Below are 15,887 nucleotides of genomic sequence, written 5' to 3' on the forward strand. Positions count from 1 at the left end.
CTTGCCCGCCGCGTCGGCGCGGGCCAGCAACAGTGAATGGACCCGGTCCCAGGTGCCGTCGCCGGCCATCCGCCGGTGCCATTTCCACACCGTCTGCCAGGGTCCGAACACCGTGGGCAGGTCCCGCCACGCGATCCCGGTCCGATAGCGATACGCGATGGCCTCGACCATCGTCCGGGCATCCGAGAACGGGCGCCCCCTCCGGCCGGTCGGCCCGGGAAGCATCGGACCGATCAGATCCCACTGAGCATCCGAGAGCAACTGAAAACGTGACACCACTCCAGCATCACAGCATCAACCCAAAGATTTAGGAGACACGCCCTAGGCGGAAGCGATTGCAGGCGTTGCCGCCGGAATCGCTTTCGGTTGGGGCACTCTTCAATACGCTTCGCGCGCGCTTACGGTCGCGCCACGCCGCGTTCTACAGCCGGGATCTCCTCACCGAATCCACTGAGCGTTCTTGCGGCGGACATCTGGCCCCGATGCGCTCTCCCTAGCCGAGCGCTATCGCTATTTACCGATCAGTTCGTCAACGTCGGCGTCAGAAAACGGCCGCTTCACAGCGAGCAAGCTCGCGACGCGTACGTGGAAAGAGACCGGCGCCTTGCCTGTAGCGGTCGAAGCTGCGAACTCGACTTTCACCTCGGGCGTTTCGGGCTGATCCTCCTCGCGCACCGTCACTGAAGCAACGTGGAAGTCGTCGTCAATCGTCCGTCGGAAGAGTTCGACATCTTCACGCACCGCCCCGGGCTTCGGGTTAGATACGCCAAGCTGTCGGCTCAGTCCGTGAAGCTCGATTGCCGCCAGGTCGAATGAACGAAGCGGTGACGACAGCTCATCCCAGCGAGCATCAGCACCGTCGTCGCGTCCACGAATTTTCCTGCCATCCGATCCCATCCAGAGCGACCAGCGGTGAACATTCGCCGCTAGCTTGCCGTTCTGTACCTTCCACCGGGGAGTTTCAGCGTCCTTTTGCTCGTCGGATGTCTCGTCGGCGTTGAAGAACAGCGCCGACCGACCAGCAGTTAGGGCTCCGACAACCGGGCGAATAAGTGGAGTTACGTCCACATCGCTGAGAGCGGGAGCGAGGGATTCGATCCGCTCTAGAGTCAGCATTCCGCCCAGCGTGGCCCATACGTCGGGTGAACGCACATCGGCGGCCCGATGCAGCACGTACGGCAGCACGACTCGTAGTTCGCCATCCGAAAGGGGTTCTTCGCGGAGCGCGCCTAGGACAGCCCCGCTCGGCCGCTCCTCGAAGAAAGTACTCAGAAGCCCTGCAGTACGCGTTAGCCGCTCGGCCGTTGAGCCGACAAACAACTTCTGCACCGTCTGTTGGAATGCCTTGAGCGCTTCCACCGGCTTCTGATGCTCGACAGCCACGATCCTGTCCGCATCGGCGTCGGTGAGCACTCCACGGCCCCCTCGCACAATGTTCGCCCGAACGAGCCCCGAAAGCTGCGCCTCGCGGTCCGTACCCCGCTCGCCAGAACTAATTCGGGCTGTTGCGGAAACCTCCGTCGCGAGAGTTCGCGTGGCCTTTGGCATTTGTGCCCGCAGCTGCTTCACGATACGGCGCGACTCGTCGCCGAGGCTGATTAGGAGCGGATTCTGGTCCGAGAGTGCCTCGACGTCTTCAGAGGCAACCATTGTGCTCAGAGAACCGCGGATGAAGACGCGACGCTCTTGCGGCTTCCCGCTCTCACGCCAAGTCGCGACCATGTCAGGGATATAGCTGTGATTGAAGTATTCGGTCTTCTTGATCTTCAGGTTCGGATCAAGTCGAATTAGCTCGTCCGCCACGGCCTTCTTGACGCCGTCAATGACATCCGCGTCTCGCGTCTGAGCTCGCGCAGCGCGGACAGCCTCCACGACCATGGCCTCGCTCGTCGCACCGTCGTCGAGAGTCATGCTTTGCCCTTTCGGTTCAGTTTCGATTCGATCATCGAGAGCTCCTTGGGCGTCAACGTCAGATCATGCTGACGCTTACTCAGTACGAGAAGCCAGATACGGTTAGACACGAGATCAAGGACATCATCGTCGATAGGTTGACCGCCGAGAAGCCCCGTTGTGTCTTCATCCAGCGCCTTCTTGATCTGCGATCGTTTGGTGAGCTTCGGCCATTGCTTCTGGGCAAACGGAAAAGTCGTCACCCACATGAACTCCCAACGCGGGTCTTGGGTTCGGGCGATTTCGGCCGCCGTCGCGCTATACGCAATCGCCAGAAAGTCCAAGTAGTCCTTCGCCTGAGTTCCGACCGAGGTGTATGCCTTGTTTTCAACGAAGAGCACCGACTTCGTACTGTAAATCTGACCCTTCAGGTCAAAAGTCTGCTTGTTGTCCTTGCCATTCTTGTCTGTCCCAAGACAGTTGACAGTGCACTCTGAAGCCCACTCGTACGCGTCGAAATTCAGCTCAATGTGGGTCGTGCTTTCCAACCATCGTTTGGTGCGGAACACGCCCTTGCGGCCTTCTTCGTGCGCAGATTCAGCTCTTAACGCCACCCCAGATCTCCCCTTCGACACCTACGGCATTAGCCGACTGTTCCATCACTATATGGCGTTGGTACCTCAGGCTTGGTCAAGTTAATGTCCCCCATTCGCGACTGCATATTGACACCTCCGGGTTCTCAGCCCCCGGCATCAATGACCCGCCAACTGCCCGACGGCCGCACGCGACCGCTGACCGCCCAGGAGCAGCTAATGCTGCTGCGGAGAGCTCACCCGCGTAACGAGGCACCGCCGGAGGGCGTCGCTACAGGAACCCATATCCGGGGTATATGGCAACCGCGCTGCGACGCACCCCGCGTCAGCGGAACCGCTCCTCGTTTGGTTCCTATCGTTATGGCATGGCACAAATCGAGGACGGGCTTAGTCGCGGACAGGCCATTGCGCTCATTCGCGAGACCACTGCGGCGCGGAACCTCCTTGGATATGGACTCTTAGCCCTCCGACGAACTCGTTTCGTGGACACAACCCGTGACCCGATACTGACAATGCTCTCTATCGGAGCCGAAAAGACATTCAAGATGGCCCTTGGCCTCGTTAACGTAGCCGCCGAACAACGCTGGCTGGGCAAGAACGTCCTCAAGAACCATTACCGGCACGATTTGGTCTTGATGGACCGAACGCTGCGAGAGCAGCTCCGCCAGCGCCTCGACAACGCGACCTACCCAGCAATCGTTGGCCCACTTCTGGACGCCGTCGACTCCAATCCCCTTTGGGAGCCGATGATCTCTATGCTCGATCGGTACGGTCGCGAGGGACGCTTCTACAACCTGGACGCGCTGGCCGAGTATGACCAACCCGACGACGATCCGGAGGAGTACTGGAACCGGGTTGAGCAGATCGCCATTGAGGAGGTACCCGCCGTCGCCCGAGAGTGGAATGCGGTGACTGGGGACTATTCGAAGATGGACCGGTTCACTGCGACGCTCAACGAAGCGATGGCAGAGACCATTGAGGCCGGGTGGCGAATGATCTGCATGGCAGGGGTGCAGGGCGTGATGGGCGACCGCGGCAAGGGATGGGGATTCGACCTGGACCCCAGCATGGTCGGCCGCCAAGAATGAGAAAGCCCCGGCCTGGAAACCGATCGGGCGATCCCCGTCAGATAGACAAAAAACCCCGTCACCGCGCCCCGCCGACACGAACCGAGCCGCACCGCGGTGCCGCGAGTAACGGGGCTTGAACCCGCTCCTCCCCCAGGAAATCACTGGTGAGAACGGGGTGCGACGGCTCAGCGGGGCCCACGCCGGTTCACCCCGGATCAAGCCTCACGCACGTCTTCCAAACTGATTACGCGGGTTCGATTCCCGTCATCCCCTCCATATGATCCGCGGAATCTCGCGGAAATCTTGATCCCTCTGGGCCTCCTGGTCGATTGTGGGTGGTCTTCGCCGGAGTTGCCTCGGAAATACGCGCTCTGTATGTACAGCCCGCGCTTCGGGTGATATCGCCACACGACTGTGTTGGTGAGCCCCAGATTGGTCAGCGCCGAGGTACACAAACGGCTTCAGAAGCGCAGACTCATCAGCCGACGACTACGCCAGACTGTGACCAGCAAGACGAGGCGAAGGGGGACGTGGATGTCCGCACCGATGAGCGACGAGGACCGACAGTACATGCAGAAGATGACGGGCGCGGCCCCCGCTCGTCCGACGCCGACGCACGAGGCACAAGTGCGGAGGTTGTTGGGATGGATCACTCTGTTCACGGGGATCGTGGCAGCAGCGACGGTGGCGAACTTCATCGCGTCGGTGGTGATCGGCCTCCAGGCGGCTCGTCCGTTCTAAACGACGACCAGACTCCAGACAGTGGGGAGCGGCCTCCGATCGGTCGATCGTCACGGCCTGTCGGGACGCGGGCGGTCAGCGCTGCAGGAAGGCCAAGACGGCGAGGACGCGGCGGTGATCGTCGCCGGAGTCCTCGAGGCCGAGCTTCTGGAAGATCGCGGTGACGTTCTTCTCGACGGCTCCGACTCCGATGACCAGACGGCCGGCGATGGCGGCGTTCGTGCGGCCCTCGGCCATCAGCTCCAGGACCTCGCGCTCGCGCGGGGTGAGCCTGGCCAGCGGGTCTGTCCGCCGGGTCAGCAGTTCACGGACGACCTGCGGGTCGAGCACGGTACCGCCCGCGGCGACGCGCGTGATGGCGTCGCGGAGTTCCTCCAGGGAGGCGATGCGGTCCTTCAGCAGGTAGCCGGTGCCGCCCTCGCCGCCGGCCAGAAGCTCCTGGGCGTACGTGCCCTCGACGTACTGCGAGAGCAGCAATACGGACACATCGGGGTGCTCTCGGCGGATGCGCAGCGCCGCCCGGACGCCCTCGTCGCGGAAGGTGGGCGGCATGCGGACGTCGAGGACGACGACGTCGGGCATGAGGTCCGGGAGCGACTCCATGAGGCTGTCGGCGTCGCCGAACGCGCCGACGGTGTCGAAGCCGGCCTCGTCGAAGAGGCGGATGAGACCCTCGCGGAGAAGGACGGAGTCGTCCGCGACGACGACACGCAAGGGTCGGGAATCGCTCGGCACACGTCCAGCCTAGGGCCGCATCCACTGGCGTCAGGCGAGCGGGATGCGCGCCCCGATCCGCGTGGGACCGCCGGTGGGGCTGTCGACCACCAGTTCGCCGCGCAGACCATGCACCCGCTCCTCCAGTCCGCGCAGGCCGTGGCCCTCCACCAGGGTGGCGCCGCCGTGGCCGTTGTCGGTGAGCCAGACGTTCAGCCAGTGGCCGCCGGCCGCATCCACGGTCCGTTCGAGGAACAGGCGGGCGGAGTGAGCACCCGAGTGCTTGGCGAGGTTCGTGGAGAGTTCGGCGAGGACGTAGTAAGCGTTGCGCTCGATCTCGGGGCTGAACCGCTCCCCCGGCTGCAAGGACGACTCCACCGCGAGCGGGATGGGACTGCGCGCGGCGAGCGAATCGGCCGCGGCGACGAGGCCCCGGTCTTGCAGCAGCGGCGGAGCGAACCCGCGGGACAGCGCGCGCAGCTCCTCCAGAGTGTCGCCTGCCTGCTGCCGGGCCTCGGCGAGCAGGGTGGCAGCCGCCGCAGGGTCGTCGGTGAGCTTGCGCTCGGCTGCGGCGATATCCATCTGCAGGCGGATGAGGCGCTGCTGCGGGCCGTCGTGCAGGTCGCGCTCGAGGCGGCGCAGCGCCTGGTCCTCCGCAGCGACGGCGGCGCCGCGGGACGACGACAGGTCCGCGACCTCACGCTGCAGGGCCTCCGACGGCCAGGCTCCGAGCATCCCGCGAGCCACCGCTTCGTGCAGCAGGGTGAGACCGTGCGTGACGAAGGGCAGCGTGGCGGCGAACAGGACACCTGCGATGAGGTACAGGATGCGGTCGCCGGCGGTCGGATCGAACGTGGAGTGCGTGCGGAAAACGGCATCGACGACGGTGTGGGACAGGACGAATCCGCGGTCGCCCTGCGGGATGAACGGCGCCCAGATCCAGGCGGTCAGACCGCCCAGCGAGACGGACAGCCAGACGACGGTCACCGTCCACGACACGATGCTGAGGATCGGGTTGATCAGCATCCCGTGCAGCAGATACAGCCAATAGTGCCCGTTCGCGAAAGGCCCGAAGACAGCGCGCCAGAAGGTGCGCGGGGTGCCCGGGCGCTCCCAGACCGGACGCGGGATCGCCGGCCTCCGCGCCCACTCCAGGCGGGTGAGCTCGAGGACGCCCAATCCGCGGGCCGTATAGAAGGCGGCGACGACGATGAAGAAGCCGACGAAGATGACGATCGTGCCGACGCCCGTCCAGAACAGCGACATCAGCACCGACAAGCCGATGATCGCGATCGGCATGGTCAGGAGGAGGAAGCCGAGCTCCCAGTCAACCCCGCGCCAGAGCGCGCCATAGCCCGCGCGGCGGGCGGAGGGTGCGGGAGGCGTCACAGCATCCAGCGTGGCAGAGAGCGGGCCGCCGGAAGGCTGCGACGCTGAAGACTGGGGAGAATCCGACGGTTGTGGAGAAGCGGGCATGGTCTCGGAGGGCATGTCTCCAGCCTCGCGGGATGCGGTCGGCCCGCCCATCCCGCGTCCCTCCCGAACCTCCCGGGGGAAAACCCGACCGCAGTTAGCGCAGCCTTGGCTTCGTTGCGGAATTCCGGGGGCTGAGTAGCGTTGAGCCAGGCAGAAGAAAGGACGCATCTATGACGGACATCGCTGCAACCCAGAGTGTTTCCAACCCGGACGTCGCGGCCGGGGTCGCGCAGTTCCTGAGCCCGGTGGTCATCGACCTGACCGCGATCGTGGTCAACGGCAAGCAGGCGCACTGGCACGTGCGCGGCGCGAACTTCATCGGCGTCCACGAGTTGCTCGACACGATCGTGGCCCACGCGCAGGAGTGGGCCGACCTGGCCGCCGAGCGGATCGCCGCCCTCGGCCTCCCGGTGGATGCGCGGCTCGGCACGGTCGCCGCGAAGACCACGACCGCGGAGCTCACCGCCGGCTTCCGCCCGTCGGACGAGACGATCGCCGAGGTCATCGCGCAACTGGACGCGGCCCTCGCAGGCGTGAACACGGCCGTGCGGGAGCTCGCCGAGCTCGACCAGACCAGCCAGGACATCGCCATCGAGATCGCCCGCGGGCTCGACAAGGACCGCTGGTTCCTGTTCGCGCACATCAGCGAGTAGGCGCGCGCGGGAGCTCACGGTGGCCGCAACCCCTGGAGAGAGGAGGTCGCGGCCACCGTTTGCGTTTCGGAGCAGCCGCGGCAAACGGAGGACCCCTGCGGCCGACGACGTTCTGTCATCCTCCGTTTCGCGTGCCGCACCGGCGTGTCGGACCGATGTCCTCCCTTTCCTACAATCTCCGCGGTCGGATGCACGCGGGAAACGGAGGAGATTGGTCGTGGCGGGGCGTCTGCGGCGGGAAAGGGAGGAGAATCACGGCCGGCGAGGGGCTGATGTCCTCCGGTTTCGACATGGGGCCGGCAACCTCTCCGACAGCGGGTGTTGCGGCCATGGTCGCCGATCGTCGGAGAGTCGGGCCGGAATCTCCGACAAATGGCAGCGGAGCAGGAGATTGGACGCAGGATATGGCGAAACTCCTTCGATCGCCGGCGGATCTCCTGCGATTCGCGGCCAGCCGCGCCGGCTACGCCGGGCGTACGTCAGCGCAGGGTGTCATGCGTGAAGCGGCCCGCAACGAGGGTTGCGGCGATCGGCATGGTGCGGAGCTCGTCCGTGCTGCAGCCGAACGGGTCGCGGTCGAGCACAGCGAGGTCGGCCGGCTGCCCCGGCCCGACCGTTGAGCGGACGGACGCCGCAAGGGCGACCTCCCGCGACACGCACAGCTCGGGATGCCACGGTTCACGTCCATCGCGCGACCGGCCCACCGCCGACGCGATCGCCGCCCACGGGTCGAGCGGCGCGACGGGCGCATCCGACCCGAACGCGAGGCGTGCTCCGGCCGCATGGAGTTCCGCCAGCGGGAACGCACGGTCGGTTCGCCCCTCCCAGAGCCGGTCGGCCACGTCCCGGTCGTCCATGGCGTGCTCCGGCTGCACGCTGGCGACCACGCCGAGCCGGGCGAATCGCGGGATGTCGGACGCATCGATCAGCTGCGCGTGCTCGATGCGGCCGCCGGCGCCGATCGCCTCGAAGGCATCGAGAGCACGCCGGTTGGCCTCGTCGCCGATGGCGTGGACCGCCGGTTCGAGCCCGTGCTCCACGGCGAATCGCATCCTCTCGACCAGTTCGCCCGGCGAGAGGTTGGCGACCCCCGTGCCGCCATCCGGATAGGGGCGCGAGCACAGAGCTGTGCGGGTGTTGAGGGAGCCGTCGGAGATGACCTTGTACGGGCCGACCGAGAGCAGTCCCCCGGTCTCCGCCACGAGGTCACCGGTGCGGAGGCCGAGGTGCGCCGCCCGGTCGAGGTGGTCGCCGTAGACGCCGAACTCGACGCGGAGGCCGTCGGCGCCAGCCGCGATGCGCCGCTTCCAGACGTCCAGGTTCCAGCCGTACTCGAGGTCCACGACCCCGACGACGCCCCGCGTCGCCGCCATCCGAGCCGCGTCCCTCGCCCAGCGATCGAGGGTCGCCTCGTCGGCGGCGGCGAGCAGGGTGGTGACCGCGAAGCTGGCGTCCTCGCGCAGCACGGCCTCGGTCGAGCCGGGAGCGAAGCGCTGCGCCGCGGCCGAGTTCAGCCAGGAGCAATGGAGGTCGCCGGCGATCAGCACGACGGGACGGCCGGCGGCAGCATCCAGAAGCTCCCGGGTCGGGACATCCGCCCACAGGGCGTCGTGGAAGCCGAAGCCCACGATCACATCCTCGTCGGGCGAGTCGGCTGCGCGGCGACGCACCAGTGCCGCTGCCTCGGCTGCAGAGGAGGCATGCGAGACGTCGAGGCGGCGCGCGGTCTGCGCCCACTGGGTGAAATGGACGTGCTGGTCCCAGAGCCCGGGCAGCAGCCAGCGGCCGTCGAGAGGGATGCGCTCCACGCCCGCGCCGGCGGGCGCCGTAGCCGCGGGGACGACTGCGGCGATCCGATCGCCGTCGATCACCACATCCACGAGTTCGGCACGATACGGGATCCGCCGGTCACCCGTCGCCGGGTCGCTCAGGCGTCCGAGACCCGCCAGGATCCGCGCCCCCGCGAGCACCAGCGTCATCGCACGCTGCGCCTCCGGTCGTGGACGAGTCGCATCTCGCGGAGCAGCCCCGCGCTCGCATACGGCCCGTCGCCGGCGAGCTCGGACATGATCGAGTCGACGATGTGGTCCGGGCGGTTCTGGCTCATCTTCTGCTTGGCGACGACGCGTGTCGGCGTCAACCGGAGGCCGACCGTGCCGGAGACGATGCGCTCGGCGTACTGCGCGTCCTGCAGCGTGCCGCGCATGCGGCGCGGCGAGGGCAGCTCGTCCTCGAAGTGGTCGACCAGCCGTGCCAGGACGTCCAGGTTCTCTTCATCGCTGAGCAGCTCGGGCACGCCCGAGAAGTGGGCGGTGACGAAATTCCACGTCGGAACCGCCGGGTTCTCGTCGTACCAGCCCGAGGAGATGTAGCCGTGCGGTCCCTGCACGATGACGAGCAGCTCGTGCTCGCCGAGCTCATGCAGCTGCTCGTCGGGGCGGCCGACGTGGCTCAGCAGTGCCAGCTCTTCACGCGTGTCGTCGAGGATGACGGGATAGTGGGAGGCGACCAGGCCGTTCGCGGTGCTGCTGACGAAGGTGGCCCAGGGATTCTCGCGGACGAGGCGTTTCAGCTCGCCGGGATCGGCCAGCGCGAAGCTCGGGTTCTGTCTCATGGTCTCTCCTAGGCCTGATCCACCGGGCACCAGTACAGCTTGCGTGCGCCCAGCTCTTCCATCACGATGTTCGTGCCGCACACCCGGCACGGCAGACCCTCGCGCTTGTACACCCAGTGCCGGTCGTCGCGGCTGGCCATCGCGCGGCGGTAGGAGTCGTCGTCGAGGTCGTCCATCGTCATCATCTGCCCGGTCTGGACGCCGATGCGCAGCAGGTGCACCCAGTCGCGCCAGAGCGCACGGACCGTTTCCTCCGGCACCTTCCTGCCCGGGGTGTGCGGGTTCTGCCGGGCGCGGAACAGGAGTTCCGCACGGTACACGTTGCCGATCCCGCTCACCACGCTCTGGTCCATGAGCAGCAGAGCGATGGAGGTCGGCTTGCGTCGCACGATCGAGACGAAACGCTCTTCGGCCTGCGGACTGTCGTCGACCTGAGGATCGGGTCCCAGCTTGGCGATCACCGCATCCACCTCGGCCGGATCGAGCACCTCGCAGGCGGTCGGCCCGCGGAGGTCGGCGACGGCGGTGTCGGTCAGCAGCCGGACACGCACCTGCCCGATCGGCTCGGGCGGGAAGGTCGTGATCTCGGGCTCCACCTTCTCGGACTCGGCCATGCGGAGCCGGGTCCGGCGCGGGGCTCCGATCGAGTGGAGGGAGTTCTCACCCGCGCTGTCGAGGATCGGCGCCTCGAGAGTGGTCGTGCCGCCCAGGTCGGTGCCGCCCAGGTCTGTGCCGCGCTGGTTGGTCTGCCCCATCCGTCCGTTCGCGCTGGCGATGGTCGGATCGATGCTGATGTCGCCCGCGAAGTCCCATGCCCCGTACAGCCCGAGGTGGACACGCAGCCAGAGCCCGTTGTCGAACTCCAGGAACATCTGCTTGCCGACCGCGCGCGCGTCGGTCAAGACGTGCCCGTCGATGCGGTCGGCGCCCGCAGCGAACCGGCCCTGCGGCGACGACACCGACACCCGATGGCCGACGAAGTTGACGGCGAACTGCTTGGCGATGCGGTGGACGGAGTGACCCTCGGGCATCAGCGATCCAGGTGCTTGCCCGCGATGTCGCCGGTGGCCTCGTACTCCGCCAGCTGGGCGATGCGGCGCACGTGTCTCTCCTCGAACGAGAAGGGCTCGGCGATGAAGGCGTCGATGAAGCCCGTCGCCTCTTCCACCGTGTGCTGCCGGGCGCCGATCGCGATCACGTTCGCGTCGTTGTGCTGGCGGGCGAGCAGCGCCGTCGACTCGCTCCAGACGAGGGCGGCGCGCGCGCCCCGCACCTTGTTCGCAGCGATCTGCTCGCCGTTGCCGGAGCCGCCGAAGACGATGCCCAGGGCCTCCACACCCGCCTGCTGGTCGCGGACGACGGCAGCTGCCGCATTGATGCAGAAGGAGGGGTAGTCGTCGATCGGGTCGTACTCGACCGGTCCGTGGTCGATCACCTCGTGGCCGGCCGCCGTCAGATGCTCCTGCAGGTAGGTGCTGAAGTCGAGTCCGGCGTGATCGGTGGCGATGTGGATGCGCATATCCACAGTCTAGAGATGGCCACCGACGGCGTCGGCGCCGGTGGCTAAGGTGGATCGGGTGGACACGATCCACACCATCCACTCGGAAGCCTTCCCACCCTCAAGGAGCAAGCGTTGCCCGGAGAAAACCTCACACGCACCGAAGCACAGGAGCGCGCGTCGCTCGTCCGCACCCGGAGCTACGACGTCAGCCTCGACCTGACGACCGGGCCCGAGACCTTCCGCAGCACCACGACGGTGCGGTTCTCGGCCGCGGAGGGCGCGTCGACCTTCATCGACGCGATCACCCGGACGGTCCACTCCGTCACCCTCAACGGCGCGGAGCTCGACCCGGTCGCCGTGAGCGACGGGGTGCGCATCCAGCTCGACGGCCTCAAGGACGAGAACGAGCTCACGGTCGTCGCCGACGCGATCTACACGAACACCGGCGAGGGCCTCCACCGGTTCGTCGACCCGGTCGACGGCGAGGTGTACCTCTACAGCCAGTTCGAGGTCCCGGACTCCCGGCGGATGTTCGCGGTGTTCGAGCAGCCGGATCTGAAGGCGGAGTTCACCTTCACCGTCACCGCTCCCGCGCACTGGGCGGTCGTGAGCAACTCCCCCACGCCCGAGCCGCAGGACGCCGGCGAGGGCAAGAAGGTCTGGTCGTTCGCACCGACGCCCGTGATCTCCTCGTACATCACCGCACTCATCGCGGGTCCGTACCAGTCGGTCCACAGCCGGCTGACGAGCAGCGACGGCCGCGTCATCCCCCTCGGCGTCTACACCCGGAAGAGCCTGTCGGAGTTCCTCGACGCCGACTACATCTTCGACAAGACGCGCGAGGGGTTCGCCTTCTACGAGGAGCGCTTCGACTACCCGTACCCCTTCGCGAAGTACGACCAGCTCTTCGTACCCGAGTTCAACGCGGGCGCGATGGAGAACGCCGGTGCCGTGACCTTCACCGAGACCTACGTCTTCCGCTCCAAAGTGACCGACGCCATCAAGGAGCGCCGGGTCGTCACCATCCTCCACGAGCTGGCCCACATGTGGTTCGGCGACCTCGTGACCATGAAGTGGTGGAACGACCTCTGGCTGAACGAGTCGTTCGCCGAGTACGCCTCGACCCTCGCCACCGCGGAGGCCACCGAGTGGACCGAGGCGTGGACGACGTTCGCCGCCATGGAGAAGAGCTGGGCGTACCGGCAGGACCAGCTTCCGTCGACGCACCCGATCGTCGCCACGATCAACGATCTGGAGGACGTGCAGGTCAACTTCGACGGCATCACCTACGCCAAGGGCGCATCGGTGCTCAAGCAGCTCGTCGCCTGGGTCGGCCAGGAGGACTTCCTCGCCGGGGTCGCGCAGTACTTCAAGAAGCACGCGCACGGCAACACCGAGCTCAAAGACCTCCTGGTCGAGCTCGAGGCGACCAGCGGCCGCGACCTGAGCGACTGGTCGACGAAGTGGCTGGAGACCGCCGGCGTCAACACCCTGCGTCCGGAGATCGAAGTGGATGCGGACGGCGTCATCACCTCCTTCGCTGTGCTGCAGTCGGCAGCAGCCGACTACCCGACGATCCGTCCGCACCGGCTCGCGATCGGGCTCTACAACCTGACGACGGACGGCGACGGCAAGCAGAGCCTCGTCCGCGACGAGCGCCTGGAACTGGATGTGGACGGCAAGCGCACCGAGGTCCCCGGCCTCGCGGGCACACGCCGCCCGGACCTCGTGCTCATCAACGACGACGACCTCGCCTACGCGAAGATCCGTCTCGACGAAGCCTCTCTGACGGTGGCGATCGAGCACCTGTCCGACATCGAGAGCCCGCTCGCCCGCTCCCTGGTGTGGGGCGCGGCCTGGGATGCGACCCGCGACGCGGAGACGAGCGCGAGCGACTACGTCCGCCTGGTCCTCGGCAACATCGCGTCCGAGACCGAGTCGACGACCATCCGCACCACGCTGAACCAGCTCGTCCTCGCGGCGACGGCGTATGTGGCGCCGGAGAGGCAGACCGAGACGGCTCAGGATGCGGCCGACGCGCTCTGGGAGCTGGCCCGCGCTGCCGAGGCGGGCAGCGATGCGCAGTTCCAGTTCGTGAAGTTCTTCGCCGCTCTCGCCTCCACCGATGAGCAGCTCGCGACGATCGCCGCACTGCGCGACGGCTCGATCACCCTCGACGGGCTGACCATCGACACGGACCTCTCGTGGGAGCTGCTCATCGCGCTCGTCGCGGGTGGCGCGGCCGGCACCGCCGAGATCGACGCGGCCCTGGAGGCGGACAACACCGCGAACGGCGGCCAGTTCGCGGCTCAAGCGCGGGCGAGCATCCCGACGCTCGAGGGCAAGCAGGCCGCGTGGGACTCGGTGTTCGGTTCGGACAGCCTGCCGAACACGATCGTCCGCTACACCGGCATCGGTTTCCAGCGCGCGAAGGACAAGAACGTGCTCGCGGCCTTCATCGAGCCGTACTTCACGACTCTGCAGGACGTCTGGGCCTCCCGCAGCTACAAGATCGCGGAGTATCTCGTCGGAGGCATGTACCCGGCGCCGCTCGCGAACGACGAGCTGCGGGACGCCACGCGCGCCTGGCTCGACGCCAACCCGGAGCCGGCCGCCCTGCGTCGCATGGTGGTCGAGAACCTCGCCGGCGTGGAGCGGGCGCTCGCCGCGCAGCAGCGGGACGCGCAGCTGGTCGGCGTCCAGTAGCGACGCGTCCTGACGACGGGTCAAGTTGACCTCAAACCGACCGCATCCCCGGATGGGAGACCCGGCACCTCCCGGGCGCCGACCGGGGATGCGGTCCGTCGTACTGCGGGACGATGTCGCCCGGGGCCTGCGGGCCCTAGTCTCGGAACCATGATCCAACTCGATCACCTCACCAAGCGCTTCGGCTCGAAGACCGCCGTCGACGACATCTCCGTCACCATCCAGCCCGGCAAGGTCACCGGCTTCCTCGGCCCCAACGGCGCCGGGAAGTCCACGACCATGCGCCTGATCATGGGACTCGATCACCCCACCCGCGGGACCGCGCTCATCAACGGCAGGCACTACGCCGACTTCCGCTCCCCCCTCACCGAGGTGGGCGCTCTGCTCGAGGCGAAGGCCGTCCACACCGGCCGGACCGCCTACTCCCATCTCTTGGCCATGGCCGCCACCCATGGCATCCCGAAGCGACGCGTGCACGAGGTCATCGGCATGACGGGCCTCGACTCGGTGGCCGGTAAGCGCGTCGGCAGCTTCTCCCTCGGGATGGGCCAGCGCCTCGGAATCGCGGCGGCCATGCTGGGCGACCCGGCGACGCTCATCCTCGACGAGCCGGTCAACGGCCTCGACCCCGAAGGGGTGCTCTGGGTCCGCCAGTTCGCGCGGCACCTCGCCGGACAGGGCCGAACGGTCTTCCTCTCGTCGCACCTGATGAGCGAGATGGCGCAGACCGCCGACCACATCGTCGTCCTCGGCCGCGGTCGCGTGCTCGCGGACGCGCCGGTCGAGACCATCCTCGCCGGCGCCGCCCGCCGGGCCGTGCGTGTGCGCACCCCGCAAGCGGAGGAGCTGGCGCGGGCGGTGTCCAGCCCGGATGTCGCCGTGACCGGTGTCGAGGCGCAGCTCCTCGAGATCACCGGCCTCACCGCCGCGCAGATCGGTGAGACCGCGGCGCGTGAGGGGATCGTGCTGCACGAGCTGACCCCGCTCAGCGCATCGCTCGAAGAGGCCTATCTCGAGCTCACCCAGGACGACGTCGAATACCGCACGGAGATCAGCCGATGAGCACCACGACATCCACCCCGCCTGCGGCCACGCACTCGCACGAGGCGAACGCGCGGCTCACGTTCCCGCGCGTCGTCCGCTCGGAATGGATCAAGCTGCGGACGCTCCGCTCGACCTTGTGGACGCTGGTCAGCGCCGTCGTCCTCGTCGTCGGCATCGGCTTGCTCGTCGCCGCCGTCATCCCGAGCCACGACGACCTTCTCAAACGGGCCCAGGGGCCGGACAGCGCACGCGCTCTGGCAGCGGCAGCACACTTCGCGACGACCGCGGCGACCGCGGGCCTCACGTTCGCGTCCCTCGTCATCGCGGTGCTCGGCGCCCTCGTCATGACCGGGGAGTTCTCCACCGGGATGATCCGCTCCTCCTTCGCGGCCGTGCCACGGAGGTTCCCGCTGTTCGCCGCGAAGACGCTCGTGCTCTTCGTCGTCGCGTTCGTCGTCGGGCTCATCAGCTCCGCCGCCTCCTGGGCGGTCGTGGTGCCGATCCTCACCTCCAAGGGATACACCGGCGACCTGTTCAGCTCGGACACCCTCTGGGCCATCGTCGGCGCCGCCACCTACCTCGGGCTGGTGGCCGTCTTCGCGCTCGGCGTCGGCGCGATCCTGAAGTCGACGGCCGGCGGGATCGCTGGGGCGCTCGGCGTCCTGCTGGTGCTTCCCATCATCGCGGGACTCATCTCCAGCTTGACCAACACGCAGTGGGTCGCCGACGCCGGGCGTTACCTGCTCTCCAACGCCGGAGGCGGGATGGCCGGCCTCGCGAACGGCGGCCTCGAGGTGTGGGCGAACATCGTCACGGTCCTCGTCTGGGCTGCGGTGTCGTTCGTGGCCGGTGCGATCCTCCTCCAGAACAGGGACGCCTGATCCG

Annotated in this window: 15 protein-coding genes; 6 read left to right on the forward strand and 9 right to left on the reverse strand. The window is 67.3% G+C overall.

Annotated features, from left to right (window positions below):
• From BM287_RS12275 to BM287_RS12285, 3 genes are all read right to left on the reverse strand, one after another.
• Window positions 1-276 (reverse strand): transposase (locus BM287_RS12275; RefSeq protein ID WP_139230646.1); only part of this gene is annotated, 276 nt, incomplete at its 3' end.
• Window positions 277-510: 234 nt separating this feature from the next.
• Window positions 511-1,911: a hypothetical protein gene (locus tag BM287_RS12280; protein ID WP_090040030.1), complete on the reverse strand. Its 1,401-nt coding sequence runs from the start codon at window positions 1,909-1,911 to the stop codon at window positions 511-513.
• A complete protein-coding gene (locus tag BM287_RS12285; protein ID WP_139230667.1) occupies window positions 1,908-2,504 on the reverse strand; it encodes a hypothetical protein in 597 nt (198 codons plus the stop codon). Before BM287_RS12285 ends, BM287_RS12280 begins: the two co-directional genes overlap by 4 nt.
• Before the next feature lie 344 nt (window positions 2,505-2,848).
• Between BM287_RS12285 and BM287_RS12290 the strand changes: the two genes are divergently transcribed.
• The gene (locus BM287_RS12290; RefSeq protein ID WP_139230668.1) at window positions 2,849-3,571 is read left to right on the forward strand and encodes a hypothetical protein; all 723 of its coding nucleotides are present in this window, start codon (window positions 2,849-2,851) and stop codon (window positions 3,569-3,571) included.
• Between the two features lie 516 nt (window positions 3,572-4,087).
• Window positions 4,088-4,294 carry a hypothetical protein gene (locus tag BM287_RS12295; protein WP_139230669.1) on the forward strand — a complete coding sequence of 69 codons (207 nt, stop codon included), beginning with the start codon at window positions 4,088-4,090 and terminating at the stop codon, window positions 4,292-4,294.
• Window positions 4,295-4,369: 75 nt separating this feature from the next.
• Here the strand turns inward: BM287_RS12295 and BM287_RS12300 are convergent, their stop codons facing one another.
• Together BM287_RS12300 and BM287_RS12305 are read right to left on the reverse strand one after the other, a co-directional pair.
• The gene (locus tag BM287_RS12300) at window positions 4,370-5,029 is read right to left on the reverse strand and encodes a response regulator transcription factor (RefSeq protein ID WP_090040039.1); all 660 of its coding nucleotides are present in this window, start codon (window positions 5,027-5,029) and stop codon (window positions 4,370-4,372) included.
• A 30-nt stretch (window positions 5,030-5,059) separates the two neighbouring features.
• A complete protein-coding gene (locus BM287_RS12305; protein WP_244528223.1) occupies window positions 5,060-6,397 on the reverse strand; it encodes a sensor histidine kinase in 1,338 nt (445 codons plus the stop codon).
• Between the two features lie 257 nt (window positions 6,398-6,654).
• On the opposite strand from BM287_RS12305, the gene BM287_RS12310 reads away from it, so the two are divergent.
• The gene (locus BM287_RS12310; RefSeq protein WP_090040041.1) at window positions 6,655-7,137 is read left to right on the forward strand and encodes a Dps family protein; all 483 of its coding nucleotides are present in this window, start codon (window positions 6,655-6,657) and stop codon (window positions 7,135-7,137) included.
• A gap of 479 nt (window positions 7,138-7,616) precedes the next feature.
• Here the strand turns inward: BM287_RS12310 and BM287_RS12315 are convergent, their stop codons facing one another.
• The 4 genes from BM287_RS12315 to BM287_RS12330 are packed head-to-tail and all read right to left on the reverse strand — an operon-like array spanning window position 7,617 to window position 11,270.
• Complete coding sequence (locus BM287_RS12315; RefSeq protein ID WP_090040044.1) at window positions 7,617-9,116, reverse strand: amidohydrolase; 1,500 nt, start codon at window positions 9,114-9,116, stop codon at window positions 7,617-7,619.
• Window positions 9,113-9,751 (reverse strand): FMN-binding negative transcriptional regulator, encoded by a 639-nt coding sequence (locus BM287_RS12320; RefSeq protein ID WP_090040046.1) that lies wholly within the window; start codon window positions 9,749-9,751, stop codon window positions 9,113-9,115. The genes BM287_RS12315 and BM287_RS12320 overlap by 4 nt, the downstream gene beginning before the upstream one ends.
• Window positions 9,752-9,759: 8 nt before the next feature.
• On the reverse strand, window positions 9,760-10,782 hold the full coding sequence (locus BM287_RS12325) for an Fpg/Nei family DNA glycosylase (RefSeq protein ID WP_090040048.1): 1,023 nt from the start codon (window positions 10,780-10,782) through the stop codon (window positions 9,760-9,762).
• The gene (locus BM287_RS12330) at window positions 10,782-11,270 is read right to left on the reverse strand and encodes a ribose-5-phosphate isomerase (RefSeq protein WP_090040050.1); all 489 of its coding nucleotides are present in this window, start codon (window positions 11,268-11,270) and stop codon (window positions 10,782-10,784) included. The genes BM287_RS12325 and BM287_RS12330 overlap by 1 nt, the downstream gene beginning before the upstream one ends.
• A gap of 114 nt (window positions 11,271-11,384) precedes the next feature.
• On the opposite strand from BM287_RS12330, the gene pepN reads away from it, so the two are divergent.
• The 3 genes from pepN (at window position 11,385) to BM287_RS12345 (ending at window position 15,883) form a co-directional block, all read left to right on the forward strand.
• Window positions 11,385-13,958: an aminopeptidase N gene (gene pepN, locus BM287_RS12335; RefSeq protein ID WP_090040052.1), complete on the forward strand. Its 2,574-nt coding sequence runs from the start codon at window positions 11,385-11,387 to the stop codon at window positions 13,956-13,958.
• A 150-nt stretch (window positions 13,959-14,108) separates the two neighbouring features.
• Window positions 14,109-15,020: an ATP-binding cassette domain-containing protein gene (locus BM287_RS12340; RefSeq protein WP_090040055.1), complete on the forward strand. Its 912-nt coding sequence runs from the start codon at window positions 14,109-14,111 to the stop codon at window positions 15,018-15,020.
• Window positions 15,017-15,883 (forward strand): ABC transporter permease, encoded by an 867-nt coding sequence (locus BM287_RS12345; RefSeq protein WP_090040057.1) that lies wholly within the window; start codon window positions 15,017-15,019, stop codon window positions 15,881-15,883. The genes BM287_RS12340 and BM287_RS12345 overlap by 4 nt, the downstream gene beginning before the upstream one ends.
• Window positions 15,884-15,887: the final 4 nt, after the last annotated feature.

The organism is Leifsonia sp. CL147, from assembly GCF_900114565.1.
In the GTDB taxonomy this organism is placed as follows: Bacteria; Actinomycetota; Actinomycetes; order Actinomycetales; family Microbacteriaceae; genus Leifsonia.

Coding starts and splice junctions, on each gene's coding strand:
- BM287_RS12330 (WP_090040050.1), bottom strand. CDS start 11,270: ATGCGCATCCACATCGCCACCGATCACGCCGGACTCGACTTCAGCACC.
- BM287_RS12325 (WP_090040048.1), bottom strand. CDS start 10,782: ATGCCCGAGGGTCACTCCGTCCACCGCATCGCCAAGCAGTTCGCCGTC.
- BM287_RS12310 (WP_090040041.1), top strand. CDS start 6,655: ATGACGGACATCGCTGCAACCCAGAGTGTTTCCAACCCGGACGTCGCG.
- BM287_RS12320 (WP_090040046.1), bottom strand. CDS start 9,751: ATGAGACAGAACCCGAGCTTCGCGCTGGCCGATCCCGGCGAGCTGAAA.
- BM287_RS12290 (WP_139230668.1), top strand. CDS start 2,849: ATGGCACAAATCGAGGACGGGCTTAGTCGCGGACAGGCCATTGCGCTC.
- BM287_RS12280 (WP_090040030.1), bottom strand. CDS start 1,911: ATGACTCTCGACGACGGTGCGACGAGCGAGGCCATGGTCGTGGAGGCT.
- BM287_RS12315 (WP_090040044.1), bottom strand. CDS start 9,116: ATGACGCTGGTGCTCGCGGGGGCGCGGATCCTGGCGGGTCTCGGACGC.
- BM287_RS12340 (WP_090040055.1), top strand. CDS start 14,109: ATGATCCAACTCGATCACCTCACCAAGCGCTTCGGCTCGAAGACCGCC.
- BM287_RS12295 (WP_139230669.1), top strand. CDS start 4,088: ATGTCCGCACCGATGAGCGACGAGGACCGACAGTACATGCAGAAGATG.
- BM287_RS12345 (WP_090040057.1), top strand. CDS start 15,017: ATGAGCACCACGACATCCACCCCGCCTGCGGCCACGCACTCGCACGAG.